The sequence below is a fragment of the Azospirillum sp. TSH100 genome, from assembly GCF_004923295.1.
Classification (GTDB): Bacteria; Pseudomonadota; Alphaproteobacteria; order Azospirillales; family Azospirillaceae; genus Azospirillum.
On the sequence record NZ_CP039634.1, the window covers coordinates 2,362,069 to 2,387,530 of the forward strand.

General features: G+C 65.7%; 24 protein-coding genes. 6 read left to right on the top strand and 18 right to left on the bottom strand.

Annotated elements, in window-relative coordinates:
- The first annotated feature begins 1 nt into the window (after window position 1).
- Window positions 2–1,231: a gephyrin-like molybdotransferase Glp gene (gene glp, locus E6C72_RS11205; RefSeq protein WP_109085563.1), complete on the top strand. Its 1,230-nt coding sequence runs from the start codon at window positions 2–4 to the stop codon at window positions 1,229–1,231.
- 198 nt (window positions 1,232–1,429) lie between these two features.
- Window positions 1,430–2,152, top strand: coding sequence for a transcriptional repressor LexA (gene lexA / locus E6C72_RS11210; protein WP_109085624.1), 723 nt, complete (start codon window positions 1,430–1,432; stop codon window positions 2,150–2,152).
- 46 nt (window positions 2,153–2,198) lie between these two features.
- Here the strand turns inward: lexA and E6C72_RS11215 are convergent, their stop codons facing one another.
- On the bottom strand, window positions 2,199–4,352 hold the full coding sequence (locus tag E6C72_RS11215; RefSeq protein ID WP_109085564.1) for a ComEC/Rec2 family competence protein: 2,154 nt from the start codon (window positions 4,350–4,352) through the stop codon (window positions 2,199–2,201).
- Window positions 4,353–4,508: 156 nt separating this feature from the next.
- On the opposite strand from E6C72_RS11215, the gene gltX reads away from it, so the two are divergent.
- From gltX to E6C72_RS31745, 3 genes are all read left to right on the top strand, one after another.
- On the top strand, window positions 4,509–5,915 hold the full coding sequence (gltX, locus tag E6C72_RS11220) for a glutamate--tRNA ligase (RefSeq protein WP_109085565.1): 1,407 nt from the start codon (window positions 4,509–4,511) through the stop codon (window positions 5,913–5,915).
- Window positions 5,916–6,015: 100 nt separating this feature from the next.
- On the top strand, window positions 6,016–7,329 hold the full coding sequence (gltA, locus tag E6C72_RS11225; protein WP_109085566.1) for a citrate synthase: 1,314 nt from the start codon (window positions 6,016–6,018) through the stop codon (window positions 7,327–7,329).
- A gap of 22 nt (window positions 7,330–7,351) precedes the next feature.
- A complete protein-coding gene (locus E6C72_RS31745) occupies window positions 7,352–7,525 on the top strand; it encodes a hypothetical protein (RefSeq protein WP_158280154.1) in 174 nt (57 codons plus the stop codon).
- A 9-nt stretch (window positions 7,526–7,534) separates the two neighbouring features.
- On the opposite strand, the gene E6C72_RS11230 is transcribed toward E6C72_RS31745, so the two are convergent.
- Window positions 7,535–7,933: a rhodanese-like domain-containing protein gene (locus E6C72_RS11230; RefSeq protein WP_109085568.1), complete on the bottom strand. Its 399-nt coding sequence runs from the start codon at window positions 7,931–7,933 to the stop codon at window positions 7,535–7,537.
- A 98-nt stretch (window positions 7,934–8,031) separates the two neighbouring features.
- On the opposite strand from E6C72_RS11230, the gene ftrA reads away from it, so the two are divergent.
- Window positions 8,032–9,066: a transcriptional regulator FtrA gene (gene ftrA / locus E6C72_RS11235; RefSeq protein WP_109085625.1), complete on the top strand. Its 1,035-nt coding sequence runs from the start codon at window positions 8,032–8,034 to the stop codon at window positions 9,064–9,066.
- 11 nt (window positions 9,067–9,077) lie between these two features.
- On the opposite strand, the gene gloA is transcribed toward ftrA, so the two are convergent.
- From gloA to aspS, 16 genes are all read right to left on the bottom strand, one after another.
- Complete coding sequence (gloA, locus tag E6C72_RS11240; RefSeq protein WP_109085569.1) at window positions 9,078–9,473, bottom strand: lactoylglutathione lyase; 396 nt, start codon at window positions 9,471–9,473, stop codon at window positions 9,078–9,080.
- Window positions 9,474–9,490: 17 nt separating this feature from the next.
- Entirely contained in the window at window positions 9,491–10,702 is a 1,212-nt protein-coding gene (gene lpxB / locus E6C72_RS11245; protein WP_109085570.1) for a lipid-A-disaccharide synthase, read from the bottom strand.
- Entirely contained in the window at window positions 10,699–11,556 is an 858-nt protein-coding gene (locus E6C72_RS11250; protein ID WP_109085571.1) for an LpxI family protein, read from the bottom strand. The genes lpxB and E6C72_RS11250 overlap by 4 nt, the downstream gene beginning before the upstream one ends.
- Before the next feature lie 12 nt (window positions 11,557–11,568).
- The gene (gene lpxA / locus E6C72_RS11255; RefSeq protein ID WP_109085572.1) at window positions 11,569–12,363 is read right to left on the bottom strand and encodes an acyl-ACP--UDP-N-acetylglucosamine O-acyltransferase; all 795 of its coding nucleotides are present in this window, start codon (window positions 12,361–12,363) and stop codon (window positions 11,569–11,571) included.
- A complete protein-coding gene (fabZ, locus tag E6C72_RS11260; protein ID WP_109085573.1) occupies window positions 12,360–12,842 on the bottom strand; it encodes a 3-hydroxyacyl-ACP dehydratase FabZ in 483 nt (160 codons plus the stop codon). The genes lpxA and fabZ overlap by 4 nt, the downstream gene beginning before the upstream one ends.
- A 225-nt stretch (window positions 12,843–13,067) precedes the next feature.
- A complete protein-coding gene (locus E6C72_RS11265) occupies window positions 13,068–13,715 on the bottom strand; it encodes an OmpH family outer membrane protein (RefSeq protein ID WP_109085574.1) in 648 nt (215 codons plus the stop codon).
- Window position 13,716: 1 nt separating this feature from the next.
- Window positions 13,717–16,005 carry an outer membrane protein assembly factor BamA gene (gene bamA, locus E6C72_RS11270; RefSeq protein ID WP_371298439.1) on the bottom strand — a complete coding sequence of 763 codons (2,289 nt, stop codon included), beginning with the start codon at window positions 16,003–16,005 and terminating at the stop codon, window positions 13,717–13,719.
- Window positions 16,006–16,083: 78 nt separating this feature from the next.
- A complete protein-coding gene (rseP, locus tag E6C72_RS11275) occupies window positions 16,084–17,217 on the bottom strand; it encodes an RIP metalloprotease RseP (protein WP_109085576.1) in 1,134 nt (377 codons plus the stop codon).
- A 36-nt stretch (window positions 17,218–17,253) separates the two neighbouring features.
- A complete protein-coding gene (locus E6C72_RS11280) occupies window positions 17,254–18,462 on the bottom strand; it encodes a 1-deoxy-D-xylulose-5-phosphate reductoisomerase (protein ID WP_109085577.1) in 1,209 nt (402 codons plus the stop codon).
- Window positions 18,453–19,343 carry a phosphatidate cytidylyltransferase gene (locus E6C72_RS11285; protein WP_109085578.1) on the bottom strand — a complete coding sequence of 297 codons (891 nt, stop codon included), beginning with the start codon at window positions 19,341–19,343 and terminating at the stop codon, window positions 18,453–18,455. The genes E6C72_RS11280 and E6C72_RS11285 overlap by 10 nt, the downstream gene beginning before the upstream one ends.
- On the bottom strand, window positions 19,285–20,025 hold the full coding sequence (locus tag E6C72_RS11290; RefSeq protein WP_109085579.1) for an isoprenyl transferase: 741 nt from the start codon (window positions 20,023–20,025) through the stop codon (window positions 19,285–19,287). The genes E6C72_RS11285 and E6C72_RS11290 overlap by 59 nt, the downstream gene beginning before the upstream one ends.
- Window positions 20,026–20,031: 6 nt before the next feature.
- Window positions 20,032–20,589, bottom strand: a complete 558-nt coding sequence (frr, locus tag E6C72_RS11295) for a ribosome recycling factor (protein ID WP_109085580.1) — start codon at window positions 20,587–20,589, stop codon at window positions 20,032–20,034.
- Window positions 20,590–20,593: 4 nt separating this feature from the next.
- Complete coding sequence (pyrH, locus tag E6C72_RS11300) at window positions 20,594–21,349, bottom strand: UMP kinase (RefSeq protein WP_109085581.1); 756 nt, start codon at window positions 21,347–21,349, stop codon at window positions 20,594–20,596.
- A gap of 67 nt (window positions 21,350–21,416) precedes the next feature.
- Window positions 21,417–22,349 carry a translation elongation factor Ts gene (tsf, locus tag E6C72_RS11305; RefSeq protein WP_109085582.1) on the bottom strand — a complete coding sequence of 311 codons (933 nt, stop codon included), beginning with the start codon at window positions 22,347–22,349 and terminating at the stop codon, window positions 21,417–21,419.
- Between the two features lie 149 nt (window positions 22,350–22,498).
- A complete protein-coding gene (gene rpsB, locus E6C72_RS11310) occupies window positions 22,499–23,278 on the bottom strand; it encodes a 30S ribosomal protein S2 (protein ID WP_109085583.1) in 780 nt (259 codons plus the stop codon).
- Between the two features lie 241 nt (window positions 23,279–23,519).
- Window positions 23,520–25,346: an aspartate--tRNA ligase gene (gene aspS / locus E6C72_RS11315; RefSeq protein ID WP_109085584.1), complete on the bottom strand. Its 1,827-nt coding sequence runs from the start codon at window positions 25,344–25,346 to the stop codon at window positions 23,520–23,522.
- Between the last annotated feature and the right edge of the window lie 116 nt (window positions 25,347–25,462).

Consider the following 25,462-nt stretch of genomic DNA (forward strand, 5'->3'; position numbering starts at 1 on the left):
CATGATCTCCGTCGCCGAGGCACGCGCCCGCATCCTGTCGGCCTTCGCCCCTCTGCCGGCGGAGACCGTCGCCCTGGCCGACGCGCTGGGCCGTGTGCTGGCCGAACCGGTGGTCGCCCGACTGACCCAGCCGCCCTTCCACGCTGCCGCGATGGATGGCTGGGCGGTGCGCGCCGCCGACATCGTGGCTGCGACCGGCGAATCTCCGGTTCTCCTGCGCCGCATCGGTGAATCCGCCGCCGGCCATGCCTTCACCGGCAGCGTCGGCCCCGGCGAGGCGGTGCGGATCTTCACCGGCGCTCCCTTGCCCGATGGTGCCGACGCCGTGGTGATGCAGGAGGATTGCAGCGCCGACGACGCCACGGTCCGGATCGGGCGCGCCGTCGCCTCTGGCCGGTTCGTCCGTGAAGCCGGCTTCGATTTCTCCCTGGGTCAGCAGTTGCTGCCGAAGGACCGCCGCCTGACCGCCCGCGACATCGCGCTGGCCGCCGGCGGCAATGTGCCCTGGCTGTCGGTGCATCGCCGGCCGCGCATCGCCATTCTCGCCACCGGCGACGAGATCGCCCTGCCCGGCGACCCGCTGGGGCCGAGTCAGATCGTCAGCACCAACGCACTAGGCCTCTGCGCCCTCGTCACCGCCCAGGGCGGCCTCGCTCACAATCTCGGCGTCGCCAAGGACACGCCGGAGAGTGTCGCCGCGCTGGCGAAGGGGGCGGCAGGCTGCGATCTTCTGGTCACCACCGGCGGAGCGGCCCATGGTGATTACGACCTGGTTCGTGACGTTCTGGCCGAACAGGGCCTGGCGCTGGAGGTGCAGACCGTGGCGATGCGGCCGGGCAAGGCGCTGATGTTCGGCCGGGCCGGATCGGTGCCGCTGCTGGGCCTGCCCGGCAACCCGGTGTCCACCGGCGTCACCGCCATCCTGTTCCTGCGCCCGATCCTGCGGCTGCTTCAGGGCCTGCCGCCGGAGGACGACCGTCCGCCGCTGCGTGCCCGCCTGACCGCCGCGCTGAAGGCCAACGACCGGCGCGAGGAGTATCTGCGCGCCACCCTCGCCGCCGGCCCTGACGGGGTGCTGACCGTCACCCCCTTCTCCCGCCAGGACAGCGCCATCACCACGCTCTACGCCCAGGCCGACTGCCTGATCCCACGCCCGCCCCATGCCGATCCGGAGCCTGCCGGCGCCATGGTGAGCGTGCTCCCTTTGACGGATGGTGTATTCAGCATCTAGACTTGAACGGAGCGCCAGGACGGCGGATTGAACAGTTGAACATCACCCGGAAAACTGTTTCACGGCGTTCCAGATGTTCCATTCAAGTTCTAAAACAAGCCGATGGGGGGCTTGACGGGCAGCAGGAACCAAACTAGAACATGGAGCAACGTTTAGTTTTTGTTCCATCTTCAGTCTGGCGACGGCCGGGAGGCATCCATGCTCACGCGCAAGCAGCACGAATTGCTGCTGTTCATCCACGAACGGCTCGGCCAGGGCGGTGTCTCGCCGTCGTTCGACGAGATGAAGGACGCCCTGGGCCTGAAGTCCAAGTCGGGCATCCATCGCCTCATCACCGGGCTTGAGGAGCGTGGTTTCATCCGCCGCCTGCCCCATAGGGCCCGCGCGCTTGAGGTTCTCCGCCTCCCCGAGGGTCTCGACGCCGCCCGCTCGCGCACCGCGCCCAAGCCGAAGTTCCAGCCCAACGTCATCAAGGGCGATTTCGCCTTCGCCGGCCGCGACACCGCCCCCCCCGCTCCGACCCCGGCCGCCGGGAACGAGACCGTTCAGCTTCCGCTCTATGGCCGCATCGCCGCCGGCACGCCGATCGAGGCCCTGCGCGACAACAGCGCCTTCGTCGACATCCCCGCCTCGATGCTGACCAGCGGCGACCATTACGCGCTGGAGGTTTCCGGCGACTCGATGATCGAAGCCGGCATCCTCGACCACGACACCATCATCATCCAGCGCTGCGATTCGGCTGAGAACGGCACCATCGTCGTCGCCCTGGTCGATGAAGGCGAAGTGACGCTGAAGCGCCTGCGCCGCAAGGGCAACACGGTCGCCCTGGAACCTGCCAACGCCGCCTATGAGACCCGCATCTTCGGTGCCGACCGCGTCCGCGTGCAGGGCAAGCTGATCGGTCTGGTGCGGAAGTACTGAGACGCTGCACAGGGGGAAGGGGCGCGGTTGAGCGATCGCTGCGACATCACCTTCCCCCGGTCCACGGCCGGTCTCCCCTGACACCCCGCACCGTCTCCAGTCTAATTCCGTCTGTCGTCACCGTCAGCGCATGCGCGCCCTCATGCCGCAGCGCCCAGCGGTCGGCGACAAATTCCGCCCGGCACCGCCGCGCCACCGCCGCCGTCACCACGGCATCAACCGCGCCGCAATCCTCATCCAGCGCATCCGACAAGCGCGGCAGCGCCACGGTCTTCCCTCCGACCCGGTACAAACACCCCAGCGCATCGCAGCTCAGCGATCGCTCTCCCTCACTCCATCCGCCCGCCGCCGGCCAGGGATCCGCCGCCGACCGTTCGCCGTCGCGCTCCCGCCAGGTCTCGGCCACCCGCCCGCCGCCCTTCACCGACGCACTCAACCGCCCATCCGGCAGCCGAACCGCCGTTACCGACCCATCGCCCGCCACCAGCACATCCGGCCGCACCGCCAGCATCGGCGAGGCCAGCCCCGCCAGGATCGGCAGCATCCCCAGCCACCGCCACCGCTGCCGCCAGATGCACAGCCAGATGCCGCCCAGCACCAGAACCGCAAAGCCCTCCGCCGGCATTGCCGTTACCGTCAGCGACGCCCAGGGCAATCGGCCGAAGAACTCCGCTGTCCAGATCACCGCCCGGTCGCCCCAGTTCATGGCGATCAGCGCCGGTGCCTCCAATCCGAAGGGGAGCAGCGCATAAGCGATCAGGCTCCACGGCATGACCCAGAAGGATGTGATGGGAATCGCGATCAGGTTCGACAGCACGCCATAGAAGGCGATCTGCTGAAAATGGAAGAGCGAGAAGGGCAAGGTCGCCAGCGTCGCCACCACACTGGTCAGCAGAATGCCGCCGACATAGAACAGGCCGCGCACCAGCCACCCGGCATCCCGCCGCCATTCCGCCAGCCGGACGCTGCCGCGCTCGAAGGCGGCGATCAGCGCCACCACCGCGGCGAAGGACATCTGGAAGCTCGGCCCCAGCATCCCCTCTGGATCCATGGCCACGGTTACCAGCCCAGCGAAGGCGACCAGACGCATGCTCAACGGGTGGCGGTCCAGCATGATCGCCCCCATCGCCATGCCCGTCATCAGCACCGACCGCACAGTCGGCAGCGGCGCCCCCACCAGCATTGTGTAAGCGAGCGCCGAGAGAATGCCGAACAGCGCCGCGATCTTCTTGATCGGCCACCGCAGCGCGACATAGGGCACCGCCGCCAGCAGCGCCCGCACCACATAGAACAGGATGCCGGCGGCGATGCCGACATGCAGCCCGGAGATCGACAGCAGATGCGCCAGCCCGCTGTTGCGGAAGTCGTCCATCGTTGCCTCGGGTATGCCGAACTCCTCGCCATTCAGCAGCGCGGTGGTGACGCTCGCCTCGACCGGATCACCGATCGCCGCCGCCACCCGCTCTGCAATGGCGCCGCGCGCCCGTTCAAAGGCGATGGCGACCGTGCTCCACCCGGTCACCGGCGGCGCCTCGACAAGCTCCGGCGCTCCGGTAGCGAACCCGGTGCCACCCAACCCCATGAACCAGGCACGCCGCTGGAAATCGAAGGCGCCGGGTTCGGCCGGCGCCATTGGCGGCAGGAGGGTCGCCCGCAGCCGCACCACCGATCCGGGCGCCGGTGCCGGATAGCGGTCCGACAAGCGGATACGCAGGGCCGCCGGCATCTGCTCCGATGCCAGACGGCTGACCGACACCTCCCGCAAGGTGATCCGCGTCGCCCTCGGCCGCCGTTCAACCGCCATCACCCGGCCGGTGACGGTGGCGCCCGCGATGCTTCGGTTCAGAACCGGTGCCGCCATATGGACCGTGTGCAACTGCGCCACCAGGAAGCCGGAGGCCAGCATCAGCAGCGCCATCGCTGCACCGGCCACCGCGAACCATCGCCGCACCGCCAGCACCAGCAGCAGGCAGCCGCCCACCGCCACCGCGCCGATCCACCGCTCAGGCTCCTGCCGCAGCCCGAAATACAGCGAGACCCCGGCCCCGAACGCCACCGGCAGCCACAGTACCCACCGCTCTCCCTCGGCCTCCGCCAGTGCCGCGAGTCGCCTGCCGACAGCTGCCAACAGACGACGCCAGCGTCCGCCGAGCGCCGGCGGATCGTCGGTCTCCTCCTCAGGCCAACCGGCGGCCGTCACCGGTAACGGATTCCGGACGTAGCGATGCCGCCCCCGAGCCCCTCAACGACCGTCCATGCGCGCATCGCATTGCCTCCAAGCCGGGTGGCTGTGTTAAACCACGGTGTCGAACCACCGGCGCATCATACCAGCGCCGAACCGGAAATTGAGAGACCGATGACCGTCGTCACCCGCTTCGCTCCGTCGCCGACCGGCTTTCTGCACATCGGCGGTGGCCGCACCGCCCTGTTCAACTGGCTGTACGCCCGCAACACCGGCGGCAAGTTCCTGCTGCGGATCGAAGACACTGACCGGCAACGGTCTACCGACGCGGCTGTAGACGCCATCCTCGATGGTCTGAAGTGGCTGGGCCTGGATTGGGACGGCGACGCCGTCAGCCAGTTCGAGCGCAAGGACCGTCACGCCGAGGTCGCGCACCAGATGCTGGCCGCCGGCAAGGCCTATCGCTGCTATTGCAGCCCGGAAGAGCTGGAGGAGATGCGCGCCGCCCAGAAGGCCGCCGGCCAGCCGATGCGCTATGACGGCCGCTGGCGCGACCGTCCAGAGTCCGATGCCCCTCCGGGCGTCGCTCCGGTGATCCGGCTGAAGGCGCCGCAGGAGGGTCAGACCGTCCTGAACGACCTCGTCCAAGGCGAGGTGACGGTGCAGAACGCCCAGCTTGACGACCTGATTCTGCTGCGCGCCGACGGCACGCCGACCTATCTGCTGGCCGTGGTGGTGGATGACCACGACATGGGCGTCACCCACGTCATCCGCGGCGACGACCATCTGACCAACACCTTCCGCCAGATCCAGATCTTCAATTCCATGGGCTGGGACCTGCCGCGCTTCGGCCATATCCCGCTGATCCATGGCCCGGACGGCGCCAAGCTGTCCAAGCGCCATGGCGCGCTGGGCGTCGATGCCTACCGCGACATGGGCTACCTGCCGGAGGCGATCCGCAATTATCTGCTGCGGCTCGGCTGGTCGCACGGCGACGACGAGATCATCTCGACCGAACAGGCGATCGAATGGTTCAACCTGGAGAGCATCGGCCGTTCGGCCTCCCGCTTTGATTTCGCCAAGCTGGAGAATCTGAACGCCCACTACATGCGGCTGGCCGACGATACCCGGCTGCTCGGCCTGATCGCCCCGCGGCTGGAAGCGGATCTCGGCCGCAGCCTGACCGAGGCCGAACGCGACCTTCTGACGCGGGCGATGACCGGGCTGAAGCAGCGTGCCCGCACCGTCGTCGATCTTGCGCAGAGCGCGCGCTTCTATGTCGCGCCGCAGCCGCTCAGCTATGACGAAAAAGCGACCGCCCTGCTGGACGAAAAGGGCCGCACCCTGTTGAAGGAACTGGCCACCGCCTTCGCTGCCGAGCCGGACTTCACCGCCGCCGCGCTGGAATCGCAGGTCCGCGCCTTCGCCGAGGCACGTGGCGAGAAGCTGGGCAAGGTGGCGCAACCGCTGCGCGCCGCGCTGACCGGCTCGACGGTATCTCCGCCGATCTTCGAGGTCGCCGAATTGCTGGGCCGGGAAGCGACGCTTTCTCGCATCCGCGATGCAGCGGGTGCAGCATAATGGTCATTTCCGTGCGTTGCCATCGGGCAGCCTTGGAACTATGCTGCGCCGACGAAAAAAGGGCACCAAGCCCGACCCTCAACGATAAGGACGTGCCGAGATGACCCAGACTGAGGACGGCAAGGACACCGTTACCCTCATCGACAATAAGACGGGCAAGCAGGTCACGATGCCGATCCTGCACGGCAGCGTCGGGCCGAGCGTGATCGACATCCGCAAGCTCTACGCCGCGACCGGCTATTTCACCTATGATCCGGGCTTCACCTCGACGGGCAGCTGCGAATCGGGCATCACCTACATCGACGGCGACGAAGGTGTTCTGCTGCACCGCGGCTATGCCATCGATGAACTGGCCGAGCATTCGACCTTCCCGGAAGTCTGCTTCCTGCTGCTCAACAACCACCTGCCGACCGCGGCCGAACGCACGGAGTTCGAGAACATCCTGCGCCGCCACTCGATGGTGCACGAGCAGCTGACCAAGTTCTACAGCGGCTTCCGTCGTGACGCCCACCCGATGGCGATCATGTGCGGTGTCGTCGGCGCCCTGTCGGCCTTCTACCACGACTCTCTGGACATCAACGATCCGCAGGCGCGCAAGATTGCGGCGCACCGCCTGATCGCCAAGATGCCGACGATCGCTGCGATGGCCTACAAGTACTCGACCGGCCAGCCCTTCATGTATCCGCGCAACGACCTGTCCTATGCGGAGAACTTCCTCTACATGACCTTTGGCACGCCGTGCGAGCCGTACAAGGTCAATCCGATCCTGTCCAAGGCGATGGACAAGATCTTCATCCTGCACGCCGACCACGAGCAGAATGCCTCGACCTCTACCGTCCGTCTGGCCGGTTCGTCGGGCGCCAATCCGTTCGCCTGCATCGCCGCCGGCATCGCCTCGCTGTGGGGTCCGGCCCATGGCGGCGCGAACGAAGCCGTTCTGAAGATGCTGGAAGAGATCGGCTCGGTGGAACGCATCCCCGAGTTCGTCCGCCGCGCCAAGGACAAGAACGACAACTTCCGCCTGATGGGCTTCGGCCACCGGGTCTACAAGAACTACGACCCGCGCGCTCAGGTCATGCGCCAGACCTGCCACGAGGTTCTGGGCGAGCTCGGCATCAAGGACGAGCCGCTGCTGGACATCGCGATGGAGCTGGAGAAGATTGCCCTGTCGGACGAGTACTTCATCGAGAAGAAGCTCTATCCGAACGTCGATTTCTATTCGGGCATCATTCTGAAGGCGATGGGCTTCCCGACCAGCATGTTCACGGTGCTGTTCGCGCTGGCCCGCACCGTCGGCTGGATCAGCCAGTGGAAGGAGATGATCGAGGACCCGGTGCAGAAGATCGGCCGTCCGCGTCAGCTCTACACCGGCGACACCAAGCGGCCGTTCGTGCCGCTGGCCGAGCGTGGCTAACCGGCCCACAGCGCATATGGGGATGGGCGGCTCCAATGGAGCCGCCCAGGACCCGACTGCGTACATCGTTCCGGCCCGGCGGGTTCGTCTGCGCCCGCCGGCCAACGACAACCGGGCGCCGCTTGGATGGCGTGTCCGCCGGTTGATCGTCTATCTGCTGATCCTGGCGCTGATTGCCGGGATCGTGTTCATCTGAGGCGGCGCTTCAGCTTTCGCCTTCCAACGCGAAGCCTTCGTCGATCCAGCCTGTCACGCCGCCGATCATAAGCTTGACCGGCCGCCTGAGCCGTGCCAGCCGCAGGGCTGCGCGATCCGCCCCGTTGCAATGGGGGCCGGCACAATAGACGACGAACAGCGTGCCCTCCGGCCACTCCGCCATCCGCCGCTCGGTCATCTTGCCGTGCGGCAGGCTCAGCGCACCCGGCACATGCCCCCGCGCATAAGCGGCCGGACCGCGGACGTCGAACAGGACGAAGTCCGGTGCTCCGGATTTCAGCGACTCATGCACATCCCAGCAGTCGGTCTCCAACGACAGCCGCCTGGCGAAATGGGCGGCCGCATCCTCTGACTGGGCGGCGGGAGTTTCGGTGACGAGACTGGTCATGGCGTCCTCTTCAATCGTCTGAACCGGTGTGACGGCCACATCATCCCTTTCAAGGCTGCCGCTGGAAAGTGGCGTGATTGCCAGCTATCGTGCAGATCATGCCAAAAGCAACGTCCCCGCTTGCGGTCGCCCTCGCCTATGACGGCCTCTGCACCTTCGAGTTCGGCGTCGCGGTCGAAGTGTTCGGCTTGCCACGGCCGGAACTTGGACCGGACTGGTATCGCTTTGCCGTCGCTGCTCTCGATCCTGGCCCATTGCGCGCCATGGGCGGCATCCGCGTCGAGGCCGATGGCGGTCTCGACCTGCTCGACCAAGCCGACATCATCGTCATTCCCGGCTGGCGCGGCGCGACTGAGCCCGTCCCCGATGCCCTGATCGCCGCACTTCGGCAGGCCGCCAGCCGGGGCGCGTGCCTGCTGTCGATCTGTTCCGGCGCTTTCGTCCTTGCGGCTGCCGGCCTTTTGAATGGGCGACAGGCAACAACCCACTGGCGATACGCAACGATGCTCGCCGATCTCTATCCGGACATCCAGGTGGTGCCGGATGTGCTGTATGTGGATGAGGGCAACATCATGACGTCTGCCGGCAGCGCTGCCGGCATTGACCTCTGCCTGCATCTGGTCCGTCGCGATTTCGGGCCGGAGGCGGCGAACAGCGTGGCCCGACGCCTGGTGGTCCAGCCTCACCGCGAGGGCGGACAAGCCCAATTCATCGAAGCGCCGGTGCCGATTGCCCGCGAAGGTGCCCGCCTTGCCCCTTTGCTCGATCATCTGCGGGACTCCCTGGCAGAGGACCACAGCCTGTCCAGCATGGCGTCAAAGGCGGGCATGAGCCTGCGCACGTTTCTGCGCCGCTTCCAGGCGATGACCGGCACCACGCCCGGCGAGTGGCTGTTGACCGAACGGCTGTCGCGGGTCCGCGAGCTACTGGAATGCAGCAGCCTGCCGGTGGAGGAGGTGGCGACCCTCACCGGCTTCGGCTCCGCCGCCACCCTGCGGCACCATTTCCGACAAAGGCTCGGCCTCAGTCCTGCCAGCTACCGGGCACGTTTCCGCCGCACGTCCTTACCCGAACAGGCCACAGCGAAAAAGGGCGCGGTCGTCGCCGACCACGCCCAAATTTCAGAGCGGTGACTGCGGAGCGGTCACTTCCGTTCGATCAGTTCAACCTTGTAGCCGTCCGGATCCTCGATAAAGGCGATCACGGTGGTGCCGTGCTTCATCGGACCCGGCGGACGCGGGATCTTGACGCCTTCGGCAGCCAGCTTTTCGCAGGTGGCATAGATGTCCGGCACGCCGAGCGCGATGTGGCCATAGGCGGTGCCGATCTCATACGGTTCCTTCTGATCCCAATTGTGGGTCAGTTCCAGAACGGCGGTGTCGGACTCCTCGCCATAGCCAACGAAGGCCAGGGTGAAACGGCCGCCTTCAAAGTCGTTGCGGCGCAACAACTTCATGCCGAGCAACCGGGTATAGAAGTCCAACGACTTCTCCAGATCCAGCACCCGCAGCATCGTGTGCAGCAGACGGAACTCGCTCATGATCTCTGTACTCCCGTTCAGGGTTTGCCCGCTTGGGGGCTGTTCGGGCGACGCTCTGCCACGACGTCAAGAATGGCACGGGCGGCCCGTTCGCTGGGCGGGGTATCTCCCTGCCCCAGCCAACGGGCAACCTCTGCGACGCCATCGATCTGCACCTGCCGTGCAGTCGGGTCGTCCAGCAGGCGACCAAGTTCACTGGCCAGCTTATCCGGCCGGCAGTCCTGTTGCAGCAGTTCCGGAACCAGCATCCGATCGAGCATCAGGTTTACGAGGTTCACATACTTGACTCGGATCAGCCGCCGATAGAGCGCGACCGTCACCGGGTTCAGCCGATAAGCGATGACCGTCGGCAGACGGGCAAGCGCCAACTCAAGCGCAACAGTGCCGGAAGCAGCAAGTGCCACCTCCGCCGCTGCAAAAGCATCATATTTTTCAGCATCGCCCTCGACCAGCAGGGTACGGATCGGCCAGTCGGCGATGGCGGCGGCGACGCGGTCGCGCACCGTGGCGACTGTCGGCACCACCGCCACCAGATTGGGATGGGAGGGACGCAGCAACTCCAGGGTCGCGCGGAAATCCGGCAGCAAGCGCGACACTTCACCTCTGCGGCTGCCGGGAAGCACGGCGACGACCCGGTCTGTCGCGGCGATTGCATGGCGCTGATGGAATGCCAGGCTGTCGCCCTTCCCTGCTCCCCCCTCGACCACCGAATGGCCGACGAAAGTGCAAGCCAGCCCTTCCTTCTCGAAATAGGGAGGCTCGAAGGGAAGCACGGCCAGCAGATGGTCATAGATGGCGGCATATTTTGCCGCACGCTTCGGCTTCCAAGCCCAGACCGTGGGCGCCACATAGTGGATCAGCGGTATTGTCGACTCAGCCGCACGCACCTTCTTCGCGACACGCACGGTAAAGCCAGGCGAGTCGATACCAATTACAACGTCCGGCCGCAGGCGCAGGATCTCCGCGACCGTCTGGTCGATGCGACGGATCAGGTTCGGCAGATGCGGCAGCAACTCGAAGATGCCGAACAGCGTCAATTCAGCCATCGGAAACAGGCTGACAAGCCCTTCCGCCGTCATCCGCTCGCCGCCAATGCCGACGAAGCGGACCTTTCCATCGGTCAATCGCTTCGCCGCCGCCATCAGCCGAGCCCCCAACGCATCGCCGGACGGCTCCCCAGCGATCAGAAACAGCGTGAGGCTATCGTCAGCACTATCGCGGGCAGTCATTGCGGGATCTCGATGCCGACCACGAACAGCCCGAGCCGGTCAGCCGCTTCTGCAACCGCAGCACGATCGACAAGTAGGCTGCCCCCGGCCTCGACCGCGATACCGCGCAAGCCGGCAGCGGCAGCCCGCTCCACCGTGGTAACCCCCATGGTAGGCAGATCGATGCGGCGGTCCTGCTTGGGCTTCTTCACCTTGACCAACACACCACCGGCTCCGGGACGGGCCAATGCAGCGCAGCGTCCAAGCATGGCGTCGGTCCCCTCGATTGCCTCCACCGCCAGAACGATGCCCTGCTGGACCACAGCACCCTGCCCGACATCGAGCGCCCCCAGGGCACGGGCAACCTCGATGGCACGGGCGATGTCCCGCGCCGCCTCTGAATCGGGAAGCAGCCGCCCCACCGGACCGGCGACGGTCAGGAGATCCTTGAGCAACTCGTGCAAGCCAACCACGCGAAACCCATCCTCCTCCACCTCCCTCACGACGGCGCGCAACAGCCCGTCATCGCCTAAGGCGCGGGTACCGACGCGGGCAAGAAAGCGGGCGGTGCGCCAATCCGGCATCAACTCGGTAAAGGAAGGGCGCTTCACCGGCCCGGCAAGCACGACGTCCCCGACCCGTTCCTCGTGAAGGCGGCGCAGGATGGTACCGGCGGCACCGAAGCGGCTCCAGAGATGAGGAAGCCCGGCGACCGTTTGCGGATCGGTGTGACCGTCGAAGGCGACGATGAAAACCTCACGGCCCTGACCGCGCACCGCTTCCGCGATGCGGGCGGGAAGCGTTCCGCCGCCGGCCAGGATAGCCAGCTTCGGTCCAGCCGCCGGCGATCCCGCCTCCTGTCCGGTATCGGCCATCGGCCGGTCGCCTCAGCTCTCGCGCGGCTGACAGAGAGACCGGGCTTCCTTGGCCCGGATGAAGGACAGCACGTCGGAAATCAGCGCACGCTCACCGAAATCGCGGCCGACCTCGTCCACCCGCTCGGCGAAGGTGCCCTCCGGACCGAACAGCATCCGATAGGCGGCGCGCAGGGCGTGGATGTCGTCCTTCTTGAAGCCGCGCCGCTCCAGCCCGACCAGATTCAAGCCAGCAAGACGAGCCCGGTCGCCCATCACCAGACCGAAGGGAATCACGTCATTCTCGACGCCGGACATGCCGCCGATCATCGCGTGGGAACCGATACGAACGAACTGGCGCACTGCCGACAGGCCGCCAATGATGACATAGTCGCCCAGCGTCACATGGCCACCGAGGGTGGCGTTGTTCGCCATGATGACATGGTCGCCGACGATGCAGTCGTGCGCCACATGCGAGCCCATCATGAACAGCCCGTCATCGCCGACGCGGGTGATCATCCCACCACCCTCGGTGCCGGGATTCATGGTGACATGCTCGCGGATCTGGTTGCGGGCACCGATGACAAGCTCCGACGGCTCGCCATGGAACTTCAGATCCTGCGGGCGATGGCCGATCGACGCAAACGGGTAGATGACGGTATCGGCACCGATGCTGGTGCGCCCGTCCACCGCCACGTGCGAAACCAGCCGAACGCCATCGCCCAGCGTGACGTCGGGACCGACGACGCAGAAGGGGCCGATGTTGACCCCTTCCCCCAGCTTGGCCGCGGGATCGACGATGGCGGACGGATGGATGGTGACGGTCATTTTTCGTCCAGGATCATGGCGGAATAGACGGCTTCAGCGACGAGGACGCCGTTGACCTTGGCCTCGCCCTTGAACTTCCACACGTTGGCGCGCTGGCGCTGCTTGGTCACGTGGATGTGGATGGTGTCGCCGGGAGTTACCGGGCGGCGGAACCGCGCCTCGTCGACGGTCATGAAATAGACCAGCTTGCCTTCCGCATCGGGGCCCAGAGTCGCCACCACCAGCACGGCGGAGGTCTGCGCCATCGCCTCGATGATCAGCACGCCGGGCATCACAGGACGCGACGGGAAATGCCCCTGGAAGAAGGGCTCGTTGATCGTGACGTTCTTCACGCCGGTGGCACCTTCACCCAGCGTCACATCGATCACCCGGTCGATCATCAGGATCGGGTAGCGATGTGGGATCATCTGCATGATCCGCGTGATGTCGATGTCGTCGATCTTGTTGCTTTGCGCGTTGTTGTCCGCCGTCACGTCCATTGCCCGGCCGCCCGCCTTTCCACCAACCGATAGGGTTCAGCATTCCCCTTTCCGGGGAACGGACACCGCTGCCCCGATGGGGAGCACCGGCGCCTTCTTGTTTGCTCCGCTTTCTTGCCCCATTTCCGCGACGACCGCAACGCCGAACCCGGAAAGGGAAAAAGCCGGAAACGGAACGGGGCCGCCGCCCCCCTTTGGAGAGCGGCGGCCCCGGTCAGTTCAGCATCACTGCTTCGGAACGTTCAGGGCAACCTGCGGCAGTTTCTTGTTCACACGCTCCATCACCAGATCGGTGACGTCAAGCTGGGTGTCGACAAGAACGAACTGCTGACGGGCGAGAACGAGGTTGGCGCCCCGCTCGCGGGAAACGTCAGCCACCACCTCGACCATCGTCTTGTGAACGACGGCCATCGCTTCGTTCAGGCTCGTCTCCAGGGCGCGCTTGCGGGCCTGCACGGTCTTCTGGACGTCGGCGACCTGCTTCTCAAAGTCGCGGCGCTTGTTGGCGAGGGCTTCCGGCGACAGAACGGTCTGCTGCTTGCGCAGCTCATCCTCGTTCTTGCGGAGCTTGTCCTCAAGCGCAGAGATTTCCTTCTGGTAGGAATCGCGCAGCGATTCGAAGGACTTGGTGATGCCCTTCGACGCGTTGGAATCCTGCATGATCTTCTGGACGTCGATCACGGCAATGATCGGCGCCTTCAGCTCCGCACCCGGTGCCGGAGCATCGGCTTTGGGGGCTTCAGCCGCCTTGGGAGCCTCGGCCTTGGGCGCCGACTGCGCCTGAGCAGCGCCTGCGGCGAAAACGAGACCGGCAGCCGTTACGGCCGACAGGACGGCGACGCGAAACGGCGTCTTCGACTTGGTGAATTGCATCTTAGAACCTGGTTCCGAAGCTGAAGCGGACGAGCTCTTTCTTGTCGTAGCCTTCCTTGCGGATCGGCAGCGCGACGTCGAGCCGGATTGGACCGAACGGCGACTTCCACGACACACCAGTGCCGATGGAAACGCGGATGCTCTCGTCATCCTTCACGTTCGGATCTTTGATGTCGACCTTGCCAAGCGTGCCGATATCGGTGAAGGCATGGCCGAGCAGACCGAACTCCTCCGGCAGGCCGAAGGGGAAGCTCATTTCCACCGAGGCGCGGGCGTAGCGCGTGCCGCCCAGCGCATCGCCGGTCGAGACGTCTCGCGGGCCGATACCGGCAGTGTTGAAGCCGCGCAGGGTGTCGCCGCCGATGAAGAAGCGGTCACCCAGATCCACCTTCTTGCCGAGACCGTGGATATATCCGATCTCGCCGGTCGTGCTGAGGACCCACTGGTCCTCACCGAGCGGCAGATAGTACCCACCGGCCAGCTTGTTCCGCAGGAAGCGGACCGAGCCGCCGAGACCGGCGATGTCGTTGGTCAGCCGGATGAAGTAGCCTTCTGTCGGCGTCAGCTTGCTGTTGCGGACGTCGTAGGTAAGCTCCTGACCGATCAGCGAGGTCAGACGTTCACCCCGCTGTTCTTGGATGTACTTAGACGCAGTCGACGGCACTTCCTCGATCAGCGTGTCCTGGAGCTGGTAGTAGACACGCTGGCGCAGACGTTCGGTCAGCGGATAGCCGAGACGCAGAGCGAAGCCGGTGTTCTTCTCGTTGAACGAGCTTTCGTCCTGATAGTTGTAACGAGTCCTGAAGATGTCGACACCTGCCGACAGGTCGCGGTCCATGAAGTACGGCTCCGTGAAGGAGATATCGTACAGCTGGCGCCGGCCAGAGAGCGTCGCGCCCAGGCGCAGATCCTGACCACGGCCAAGGAGGTTGCGCTCACGGATCGAGAAGTCGCCCAGCGGACCGTCGGAAGTCGAGAAACCGGCACCGATGGAGATTTCGCCGGTGGACTGCTCGGCCACGTCGACATTGACCACGGTGCGGTCGGGCGCGCTGCTCTCGGCGGTCGTGATGTTCACGCGCTCGAAGAAGCCCAGATCCTTGATGCGCTGTTCGGAGCGCTTCAACTTCGAGGCGCTGAAGGGGTCGCCTTCCGACAGCAGCATCTCGCGACGGATAACCTTGTCGAGCGTACGGACGTTGCCCGAGATGTCGATTCGGTCGACGAAAGTGCGCGGCCCCTCGTTGATCTCATAGGTGATGTCGATCGTGTGGGTTTCGCGGTTGCGCGAAATCCGCGGCCGGACATCGACGAAGGCATACTGGAGATCGCCGACGGCGTTCGTCAGCTTGGTGATGGTGTCTTCCACCTTCTGGGCGTTGTACCAATCGCCTTCGGTGGTGGTCACGCTGTTCTGCAGAACGGCCGGATCGAGCTGCTTCAGCGAGGTGTTGATGTCGACCTTGCCGAACTTGTAGCGCTCGCCTTCCTCAATGGTGAAGGTGATGAAGAAATCGGACTTGTCCGGCGTCAACTCGGCGACGGCAGACACCACGCGGAAATCCGCATAGCCTTCCTTCAGATAGAAGCGGCGCAGCAGATCACGGTCGTAGGCCAGGCGGTCCGGATCGTAGTTGTCATCCGACGTCAGGAAACGCCACCAGGCCGATTCCTTCGTCTGGACGTTCTCACGCAGGGTGCCGTCCGAGAAATGCTCGTTGCCAATGAAGGTGATGCCGCGAACGCCGGTGCGGACCCCCTCATTGATCTCGAACACCAGATCGACGCGATTCTGGTCGAGCTGAATGATCTTCGGCTCGACCGTCGCGCCGAAACGGCCCTGGCGACGGTAGATTTCCTGGATGCGCTGGACGTCCGACTGCACCCGGGTGCGCGTGTAGACGACGCGGGGACGCAGTTGAATTTCCTTGTCCAGCGTCTCCTTGTCGATGCGCCGGTTCCCCTCGAACGCAATGCGGTTGATGATCGGGTTCTCGGCGACCGTCACCACCAGCACGTCGCCATCGCGCTTCAGCACGACGTCGGCGAACAAGCCGGTGTTGAACAGCGACTTCAGCGACTGGTCGATCCGGTCAGGATCGAACGGATCGCCCGGTTGGATCGACAGGTAGGAGCGGACCGTGGAGGCTTCGATTCGCTGGATGCCTTCGACCCGGATGTCGCGCACCGTACCGCCACTGAACACCTGGGCGACCATTGACCCCGTGGCACCCGTCGCCCGTCCGGGCGAGGTTGCGGTTTGGGCGTGGGCGACAGACACCGTCGTCATGGCGCAGCCGGCCAGCAGGCCCGCCACCAGAACTTTGCTCGACACCGGCAAATCACGCTCCCTGGCAAGGGGCTGGTTTTAGGAAACCAGTCCCCGGAAGAAATCGACCACGCGCAATTGAACAAGGTCGTTCCACGTGGCGAAGACCATGAGCGTTAATACCAAGGCCAATCCAATTCGGAAACCGTATTCTTGCGCTCGCGCTCCCAAGGGCCGGCCGAGCAGCTTTTCGATCCCGTAAAAAAGCAGGTGCCCGCCATCCAGCATCGGTACCGGAAACAGGTTGATCAGCCCCAGATTGACCGACAGGAAGGTCATGAACCAAACCAGCGGATACCAGCCGGACTGCGCCACCTCGCCCGACATCTGGGCGATGCGCAGCGGACCACCCAGTTCTTCCGTGCCCCGCGACCCCTGGACCATCTGACCGAGCGCCGTGAAGGTGCCGGTGATCATGCCTGCGACTTCTCGTCCCGCCTGCCACACGGCCGTCAGGGGATCGTGGCGCATCATGCCGACGCTGCCGCGGCTGATGCCCAGCAGGCCGATCTGGTGAGCGTTGCCGAGTCGGTCGGTGACAGCCTGCGAATCCGGCGTCGCGGTCAGGGTCATCACTCGGCCGTCGCGCTTCAACTCAATCGCCAACGGCTCACCGGGGCGGATCGAGACGATCTGGCGGATTTCCTCGAATCGCTGAACGCCGGTACCGTCGACCGACAGGATCAGATCGCCCGGCTTGATGCCGGCGCGCTCCGCGGCACTGCCGGGCTGGATGCCGCCGACATCCGGCGGGGTGAAGGACTGGCCGGCCGTCATGAACAGCAGGGCCAGCACCACGATGGAAAACACGAAATTGGCGATCGGACCGGCCGCGACGATGGCTGCGCGCTGCCCCACCCGCTTGTGGTGGAAGGAAACCGCGCGCTCCTCCGCCGACATGGCGGTCAGATGGGCGCCTGGCGTGCTTGCCGGATCAGCATCGCCGAACATCTTGACGTAGCCGCCGAGGGGAAGCGCGCTGAACTTCCAGCGCGTGCCGGTGCGGTCGGTGACGCCAAACAGTTCCGGCCCGAAGCCGATGGAAAAAGTCTCGATCCTTACGCCGTTACGGCGCGCGACCAGATAATGACCAAGCTCGTGCACGAAGACGAGCACGGTGAGGACCAGCAGGAAGGCCAGCACCGAGGTCCAAAAACCGCCGATTACGTCCATATCAACCCTTGCGCCTTCCAGCGCCTCGAACGCGGATCATCGGCTGCCAACCGCCATCGCACCGATGGCCGCAACGCGGCCGGCGGCATCCCGCCTTGCGTCCGCGTCGGCCTCCCGCACGGCGGCGAGATCGCGCAGCGGGCGGTGGGGCAACGCCGTCAACGTCTCCTCGACGATCCGTTCGATGTCGAGAAAGCCGATCCGGCGGTCGAGAAACGCCTGAACGGCCACCTCGTTGGCGGCACTGAGTATAGTAGGAGCGCCCCCACCGCTTTGCAAGGCGGCCCGGGCCAGCCGAAGTGCCGGGAATCGCACGGGATCCGGCGCCTCGAAAGTCAGCGTCGCTGCCTTGACCAGATCCAGCCGCTCTGCCGGAGTGGCGATGCGGGCAGGCCAGCCGAGCGCATAGGCGATGGGTGTACGCATGTCCGGAGTGCCGAGCTGCGCCAGGACAGAGCCGTCGACATATTCGACCAGCGAATGGATAACCGACTGCGGGTGGACCAGCACGTCGATGCGCTCTTCCGGAATGCCGAACAGAAAATGGGCCTCGATCAGCTCCAGTCCCTTGTTCATCATGGTGGCGCTGTCGACCGAGATCTTGGCGCCCATGTCCCAGGTCGGGTGCGCCACGGCCTGCTCCCGAGTGGCCGTCGCCATAAAGGCGCGGTCCCTGGTGCGGAACGGGCCGCCCGATGCCGTGAGGATCAGGCGCGCGACGCTGTCGGTGCGCTCGAAATCGAAGACCTGATAGATGGCGGAATGTTCGCTGTCGACCGGCAGCAGCGTCGCACCATGGGCCTTGACCTCCTCCATCATGAGGGCGCCGGCACAGACCAGCACCTCCTTGTTGGCGAAGGCAACGATGGCGCCGCGGCGAATGGCGGCAAGCGTCGGCTCCAGACCGGCGGCGCCGACGATGGCCGCCATCACCCAGTCGGCCGGACGTTCGGCGGCGGCGGCAACCGCGTCGGAACCGGCGGCAACCTCGATCCCGGTGCCGGACAGAAGCTCCTTCAACTCGGCATAGGCGCAGGGATCGGCGACCACGGCCATGCGCGCCTTCAACTGGCGGGCCTGCCGGGCCAGCAGAGACACGTTGCGGTTCGCGGTCAGCGCCTCGACAGGAAAACGCTCCGGATTGCGGGAGACGAGGTCAACGGTCTGCGTGCCGACCGAGCCCGTGGACCCGAGAATCGTCACGCTGCGCGGCGCATCCGCCGTCGCTCCCGCTTTCACCACCATGACAGAACCGATCCAACGGCCGCGTGGAACAGGGCCAGCACCGGGGCGGCGGCCAGAAGCCCGTCGATGCGGTCGAGGATGCCGCCATGCCCGGGAATGAGCTGGCCGCTGTCCTTCACATTATAGCGTCGCTTGATCGCCGATTCGAACAGGTCGCCAGCCTGCCCGACCACGGCAACGGCCGCTCCGACCGCAAGGGCAATGTCCGGACGCGCCGCCCCGAAGGCAAGAGCCACCAGCCAGCCGAACAGAGCGGACGACAGCATGCCGCCGATCAGCCCGGCCCAGGTCTTCTTGGGGCTGATGCGTGGCGCCAGCTTCGGCCCGCCGATGCTGCGGCCGGCGGCATAGGCGCCGATGTCAGTCGCCCAGACCGCAAAAAGGACGAACAGGAAGAGGGACAACCCGGCATCGGGCAGGTCGCGCAGCCACAACAGGCCGGCCATGCCGATCGCCACATAGAGCACACCGAAACCGAGCAGGCCACGGTCGGAACCACCGCCGACGATGGCCGTCAAAGCGGCAAAGGCGGCAGCCGCGCCGAATGCCGCGGCGGGGCCGGCGGCAATCTGCACCATCAGCGCGACGAGGATGCCGATGGCCGCCATCAGGCGGGCCGGCAGGCGGCGGGCGCTGGGAACGATGCTGGTCCATTCGGAAACGGCAATCACCGACCCGAAGGCGATCAAGGCATGGAAGACCCAACCGCCGGCCCACACGGCGCCCAGCACGACCGGCGCCATGACCAGGGCCGACAGCACGCGGACCTTGAGATCGCCCGCCTTGGATGACTTCGCAGGCGCGGAAACCGAACCCGGCGTGTCAGCGGGACCCGGCGGTGGTGGCGCCGAAGCGGCGTTCCCGTCGGTGGAACTCTTCAATCGCCGCCTCCAGATCGCGCTTGGTGAAATCGGGCCAGAGCGTATCGACGAAGACCAACTCGGCATAGGCCGCCTGCCACAGCAGGAAGTTGCTGATCCGCTTCTCGCCGCTGGTGCGGATGATCAGGTCGGGGTCGGGAATGTCGGCGGTGTAGAGCCGGGCCGACAGCGCATCCTCGTCGATGGCGCCGGGCGACAGGCGGCCAGCCGCCACCTCTTCCGCCAGCCGTCGCGCGGCGTGGACGATCTCGAGCCGTGAGCCGTAACTGAGCGCGACGACCAGGGTCATCACCCGGTTGTCGCGGGTCAGTGCCTCGGCATTGTCGATCAGCCGGTTGATATCCTCGGAAAGCCGGGTCCGGTCTCCGATCACCCGCAATCGGATGCCCGCCCGGTGCAGTTCGGCAACCTCGCTGCGCAGATAGAAGCGCAGCAGACCCATCAGGTCGCTGATCTCCTCCTCCGGCCGGCGCCAGTTCTCCGAAGAGAAGCTGAAGATCGTCAGAGTGCCGATGCCTAGTTCGCGCGCCGCTTCCACGGTGCGGCGGACGGCGTCCACGCCCTTTTTGTGACCGGCGGTGCGCGGCAGGCCGCGCGCCTTGGCCCAGCGCCCGTTGCCATCCATGATGATGGCGACGTGCCCGGGGGCCGTGTTGGACCGGTTGTCGTCCGCGTCGCGCATTCCGGATCAGACCTGCATGATTTCCTTTTCTTTTTGCGCAAGCGTATCGTCGACCAGCTTGATGTGCTGATCGGTCAGCACCTGCACCCTGTCCGCCTGGACCTTGTGCTCGTCCTGAGTGATCTCGCTGGCCTTCTCGGCCTTCTTCAGACCGTCCATGCCGTCGCGACGGATGTTGCGGACGGCGATACGGCACTGCTCGGCGTACTTGTGAGCGACCTTCGCCAGTTCGGCACGGCGCTCCTGCGTCAGGTCGGGCAGCGGAACGCGGATGACCTGGCCCTCGGCCTGCGGGTTCAGACCCAAGCCGCTGTCGCGGATGGCCTTCTCGACCGCCTTGGTCATGCCGCGGTCCCACACCTGGACCGAGATCAGGCGCGGTTCCGGAACGGAGACCGTCGCGACCTCGCGCAGGTGCATGCGGCTGCCGTAGGCCTCCACCATCACCGGTTCGAGCAGATTGGACGAGGCGCGACCGGTACGCAGACCGCCCAGTTCCTTGCGAAACGACTCAAGCGCGCCTTCCATGCGGCGCTTCAGATCCGATAGGTCGGGCGCAGCCACGGGCCTACTCCCTTTCTTCCGTTATGATGGTGTGCTTGCCACGGCCCTGCATCACTTCAGCGAAGGCGCCGGGCGTGTGAATCGAGAAGACCAGAATGGGGATGTGATTCTCGCGCGACAGCGCGATCGCCGAAGCATCCATCACCTGCAGCTCCTTGGTAAGGACATCCATGTAGGTGAGGCGTTCGTAATGCTGGGCCGAGGGATCCTTCTTCGGATCGGCGGTATAGACGCCATCGACCTGCGTGCCCTTCAGCAGACCGTCACAGCCCATTTCTGAGGCGCGCAGCGCCGCGGCGGTGTCGGTGGTGAAGAAGGGGTTGCCGGTGCCGGCGGCGAAGATCACCACCCGCCCCTTTTCCATGTGACGGACCGCGCGGCGCCGGATATAGGGCTCGCAGACCGTCGACATGGGAATGGCCGACTGCACCCGCGTGCTGACGCCCATCCGTTCGAGCGCGCTCTGCATCGAGAGCGCGTTCATCACGGTGGCGAGCATGCCGATATAGTCGGCCGAGGCACGCTCCATGCCGCTCGCCGCACCCTTCACACCCCGGAAGATGTTCCCCCCGCCGATGACCAGACAGACCTGGACGCCGAGCGCGATGACCGCCTTCACCTCGCTGGCGATGCGGTTCACCATCTCCGGGTCCAGACCATAGTCGCGCTGACCCATCAGCGCCTCGCCCGACACCTTGAGGAGGACGCGCTTGTAGCGGACGCCCTCGGCCGGCGCGGTGGTCCCGGTGGTTTCGACCATGGGGGGAACGCTCCCTTGCTGTTTCAGACTGCGGCGTATGGACCTTCAGCGTTGGACCTTACCGGTCTCAGCCCTGACCACCTGCGGCGGCGGCGACTTCGGCGGCGAAGTCCGACTGGGCCTTCTCGATGCCCTCGCCCAGCGCGAAGCGGGTGAAGGCGGTCACCTTGACCGGAGCGCCGATGTCCTTGGCGGCGTTCTCCACCACCTTGCGGACCTTGGTCTCGCCATCGATCACGTAGGTCTGCTCCAGCAGGCAGACTTCCTCGTAGTATTTGCGGACGCGGCCTTCGACCATCTTCTCGATGATGTTCTCCGGCTTGCCCGAAGCGCGGGCCTGCTCGGCCAGCACGTTGCGCTCACGCTCCAGCGACGAGCTGTCGACATCGGCGATGTCCAGCGCGTCCGGACGGGCGGCGGCGATGTGCATGGCGATCTGCTTGCCGAGATCGGCCAGCTTGCCGGCGTCGCCGGTCGACTCCAGAGCGACCAGAACGCCGATCTTGCCCAGGCCCGGCGCGATGGCCGAGTGGACGTAGCTGACGACCACGCCGGCCGAAACCGACAGGGTGACGCTGCGGCGCAGGTTCATGTTCTCGCCGACGGTGGCGATCAGGCTGGTCAGCTCGTCCTGGGCGGTGTGCGAGGTGCCCGGATAGGCGGCGGCCTTCAGGGCCTCGACGTCGCCACCGGTTGCCAGGGCCAGCTCGGCAGCCTTGGCGGCGAAAGCCTGGAACTTGTCGTTGCGGGCGACGAAGTCGGTCTCGGCGTTCACCTCGACCACGGCACCCTTGGTGCCGGCGGTGGCGACGGCGACCAGACCCTCGGCGGCGATGCGGCCCGACTTCTTGGCGGCGGCGGCGAGGCCCTTCTTGCGCAGCCAGTCGACGGCGCCCTCGAGGTCGCCCTGCGTCTCGTTCAGCGCCTTCTTGCAATCCATCATGCCCGCGCCGGTCTTCTCGCGCAGTTCCTTGACGAGCGAGGCGGTAATCTCGGCCATGTTGCGCCCTCTTCCTTCCAAGCGATCCGGCTGGCGGATCGGATTGAGTCACAAAGTCAAAACGGGTGGCAACCCATCAAAAAGGCAGCCCATAAAAAAGGCAGCCGGGCCATAGGTCATAAGGCCCGGCTGCCCTTGAACCGTCAGGGTCAGGCCTGGGCGGTCTCGGCGGTCTCTTCCTCCGGCAGCTGCTCGGCCGGGGCGTCCTCAGCGGCGCCGACGTCGATGCCGGCGGCGCTCATCTCGGCCTGCAGGCCGTCAAGCACGGCGCCGACCGTCAGGTCGCAGTACAGCTCGATGGCGCGCAGCGCGTCGTCGTTGCCGGGGATCGGGAAGGCCACGCCATCCGGATCGGAGTTGCTGTCGAGGACCGCGATGACCGGGATGCCCAGCTTGTTGGCTTCCTTGACCGCGATCGACTCCTTGTTGGTGTCGATGATGAAGATGACGTCCGGCAGGCCGCCCATCTCCTTGATGCCGCCCAGCGCACGCTCCAGCTTGTCGCGCTCGCGGGTCAGCTCCAGGATTTCGCGCTTGGTCAGGCCCGAAGTGTCGCCACCCAGGCGCTCTTCCATCTCGCGCAGGCGCTTGATCGACTGGGAGATGGTCTTCCAGTTGGTCAGCATGCCGCCGAGCCAGCGGTGGTTGACATAGTACTGGCCACACTTGGCGGCAGCCTCGGCGATGCGCTCCTGGGCCTGGCGCTTGGTGCCGACGAACAGGACGCGACCACCGCCGGCGACGACGTCACGCACGGCCTGGAGGGCGCGGTGCAGCATCGGGACGGTCTGCTCGAGGTCGATGACGTGCACGCCATTGCGGACGCCGAAGATGTACTGGTTCATCTTCGGGTTCCAGCGGCGGGTGTGGTGACCGAAGTGGACACCGGCTTCCAGCAGCTGGCGCATGGTGAAGGTGGGCATGGTCATGTGGAAAAAATCCCTTTTTCCGGTTGCTCCGCCGCGGGCATTGTCGACAGCACATGAAGTCCATGGCCGAAGACACCGGATCGGGCCATCGGAGTAAAGCCGAGGGTCCGCCAGCCCGCGTGAGGTTTTGACGACGGCGCTTACATAGCCCCGCACGCGCATGTTGACAAGGAAAAAGGCCACCCGGACCTGCGTCCGGATGGCCTTTTCACCAATTCGCAAAACAGCGGCAGCGAGGCCGTTACGCCTGCGGCGCGGACGGGGCCGCGACCTTCGGCTTGGGCAGGTCGAGCTTCAGGTGCAGTTCCCGCAGGCGGGCGGTGTCGACCGGCGCCGGGGCCTGCATCAGCAGGTCTTCGGCCCGCTGGTTGAGCGGGAAGGCGATGACTTCGCGGATGTTCGGCTCATCGGCCAGGAGCATGACGATGCGGTCGATGCCAGGAGCCGAGCCGCCGTGAGGCGGGGCGCCCAGCTTGAAGGCGCTCAGCATGCCGCCGAATCGGGCTTCCAGTTCCTCCGGCGGATAGCCGGCGATCTCGAAGGCCTTGTACATCACCTCCGGCAAATGGTTGCGGATGGCGCCGGACGACAGCTCCACGCCATTGCAGACGATGTCGTACTGGTAAGCCTTGATGTCGAGCGGGTTCATCGTCTCCAGAGCCTTCAGGCCGCCCTGGGGCATCGAGAACGGGTTGTGGCTGAAGATGACCTTGTTGGTCTCCTCATCCAGCTCGTACATCGGGAAGTCGACGATCCAGCAGAAGCGGAAGGCGTTCTTCTCGATCAGGTCCAGTTCCTCGCCGATGCGGGTGCGGGCGAGGCCGGCCAGCTTGGCCGCCGGGCCGGGCTGGTCGCAGACGAAGAAGATCGCGTCGCCGTCTTCGAGACCGGCCAACTCACGCAGGGCGGTTTGCGCCGCCTCCGGCACGAACTTGGCGATCGGGCCCTTGCCGCCGCCGGCCTCCATGACGATGTAGCCGAGGCCGGGAGCACCGAGACCGCGGGCCCAGTCGTTCAGCTTGTCGAAGAAGCTGCGCGGACGGTCGGAGACCTTCGGGGCGCGGATGGCGCGGACGACGCCGCCCTTCTCAAGCGTCTGCTTGAAGGCGCGGAACTCCACGTCGTCGCGCTTGAACACCTCGGTCACGTCAGTGATGACCAGCGGGTTGCGCAGGTCCGGCTTGTCGTTGCCGTACTTCAGCATCGACTCGGCGTAGGAGATGCGGCGGAACGGCAGCCCGTCGATGGCCGGCTTCGAGTCGCGGCGGAAGCCGCCGAACTCGTCGAAGATTCCGTGCAGAACCGGCTCGATGGCGGCGAAGACGTCTTCCTGGGTGACGAAGGACATCTCGAAATCGAGCTGGTAGAACTCGCCAGGGCTGCGGTCGGCGCGGGCATCCTCGTCGCGGAAGCAGGGGGCGATCTGGAAGTAGCGGTCGAAGCCGGCGACCATCAGCAGCTGCTTGAACTGCTGCGGCGCCTGCGGCAGGGCGTAGAACTTGCCGGGATGATTGCGGCTGGGCACCAGATAGTCACGGGCACCCTCCGGCGAGGAGGCGGTGAGGATCGGCGTCTGGAATTCGGTAAAGCCCTGGTCGATCATGCGGCGGCGCGCCGAGGCGATCACGCGCGAGCGCAGCATGATGTTCTCGTGGATGCGCTCGCGGCGCAGGTCGAGGAAGCGGTAGCGCAGGCGTACGTCCTCGCCGGCATCGGTATCCTGGTTGACCTGCAGCGGGATCTGCTCCGCCTCGCCTTCGACGGTCAGCTCGGCGATCTGGAGTTCGATGCGGCCGGTGGGCAGCTTGTCGTTGATGGTCTCGGCCGTGCGCTTCACCACCTTGCCGGTGACGGTGATGACCGATTCCAGCTTCAGCCGGTTCGCGACCTCGAAGGCCGGGTTGGAGGTATCGACCACGCACTGCGTCAGGCCGTAATGGTCGCGCAGGTCGATGAACAGCAGCTGTCCATGATCGCGCTTCCGGTTCATCCAGCCCGACAGGCGGACGGTCTCACCGGCATTTTCTTCACGAAGCTGGCCGCAGGTGTGCGTGCGGTAGGGGTGCATGGGTCGAAACACCTTGAAAAGGGCAGATTCCGGCGGAAAAAGCGGTCCGACACACCACACCGGTCGCGCGCGAAAGTCAAGCCGCGATAGGGAGAAGCCTTCGCCCGGCCGGGCCG

Bases quoted from the DNA above. Each gene is read 5' to 3' on its own strand.
- glp (WP_109085563.1), top strand. From the start codon at position 2: ATGATCTCCGTCGCCGAGGCACGCGCCCGCATCCTGTCGGCCTTCGCC.
- lexA (WP_109085624.1), top strand. From the start codon at position 1,430: ATGCTCACGCGCAAGCAGCACGAATTGCTGCTGTTCATCCACGAACGG.
- gltX (WP_109085565.1), top strand. From the start codon at position 4,509: ATGACCGTCGTCACCCGCTTCGCTCCGTCGCCGACCGGCTTTCTGCAC.
- gltA (WP_109085566.1), top strand. From the start codon at position 6,016: ATGACCCAGACTGAGGACGGCAAGGACACCGTTACCCTCATCGACAAT.
- E6C72_RS31745 (WP_158280154.1), top strand. From the start codon at position 7,352: ATGGGCGGCTCCAATGGAGCCGCCCAGGACCCGACTGCGTACATCGTT.
- E6C72_RS11230 (WP_109085568.1), bottom strand. From the start codon at position 7,933: ATGACCAGTCTCGTCACCGAAACTCCCGCCGCCCAGTCAGAGGATGCG.
- ftrA (WP_109085625.1), top strand. From the start codon at position 8,032: ATGCCAAAAGCAACGTCCCCGCTTGCGGTCGCCCTCGCCTATGACGGC.
- gloA (WP_109085569.1), bottom strand. From the start codon at position 9,473: ATGAGCGAGTTCCGTCTGCTGCACACGATGCTGCGGGTGCTGGATCTG.
- lpxB (WP_109085570.1), bottom strand. From the start codon at position 10,702: ATGACTGCCCGCGATAGTGCTGACGATAGCCTCACGCTGTTTCTGATC.
- E6C72_RS11250 (WP_109085571.1), bottom strand. From the start codon at position 11,556: ATGGCCGATACCGGACAGGAGGCGGGATCGCCGGCGGCTGGACCGAAG.
- lpxA (WP_109085572.1), bottom strand. From the start codon at position 12,363: ATGACCGTCACCATCCATCCGTCCGCCATCGTCGATCCCGCGGCCAAG.
- fabZ (WP_109085573.1), bottom strand. From the start codon at position 12,842: ATGGACGTGACGGCGGACAACAACGCGCAAAGCAACAAGATCGACGAC.
- E6C72_RS11265 (WP_109085574.1), bottom strand. From the start codon at position 13,715: ATGCAATTCACCAAGTCGAAGACGCCGTTTCGCGTCGCCGTCCTGTCG.
- bamA (WP_371298439.1), bottom strand. From the start codon at position 16,005: ATGACGACGGTGTCTGTCGCCCACGCCCAAACCGCAACCTCGCCCGGA.
- rseP (WP_109085576.1), bottom strand. From the start codon at position 17,217: ATGGACGTAATCGGCGGTTTTTGGACCTCGGTGCTGGCCTTCCTGCTG.
- E6C72_RS11280 (WP_109085577.1), bottom strand. From the start codon at position 18,462: ATGGTGGTGAAAGCGGGAGCGACGGCGGATGCGCCGCGCAGCGTGACG.
- E6C72_RS11290 (WP_109085579.1), bottom strand. From the start codon at position 20,025: ATGCGCGACGCGGACGACAACCGGTCCAACACGGCCCCCGGGCACGTC.
- pyrH (WP_109085581.1), bottom strand. From the start codon at position 21,349: ATGGTCGAAACCACCGGGACCACCGCGCCGGCCGAGGGCGTCCGCTAC.
- tsf (WP_109085582.1), bottom strand. From the start codon at position 22,349: ATGGCCGAGATTACCGCCTCGCTCGTCAAGGAACTGCGCGAGAAGACC.
- rpsB (WP_109085583.1), bottom strand. From the start codon at position 23,278: ATGACCATGCCCACCTTCACCATGCGCCAGCTGCTGGAAGCCGGTGTC.
- aspS (WP_109085584.1), bottom strand. From the start codon at position 25,346: ATGCACCCCTACCGCACGCACACCTGCGGCCAGCTTCGTGAAGAAAAT.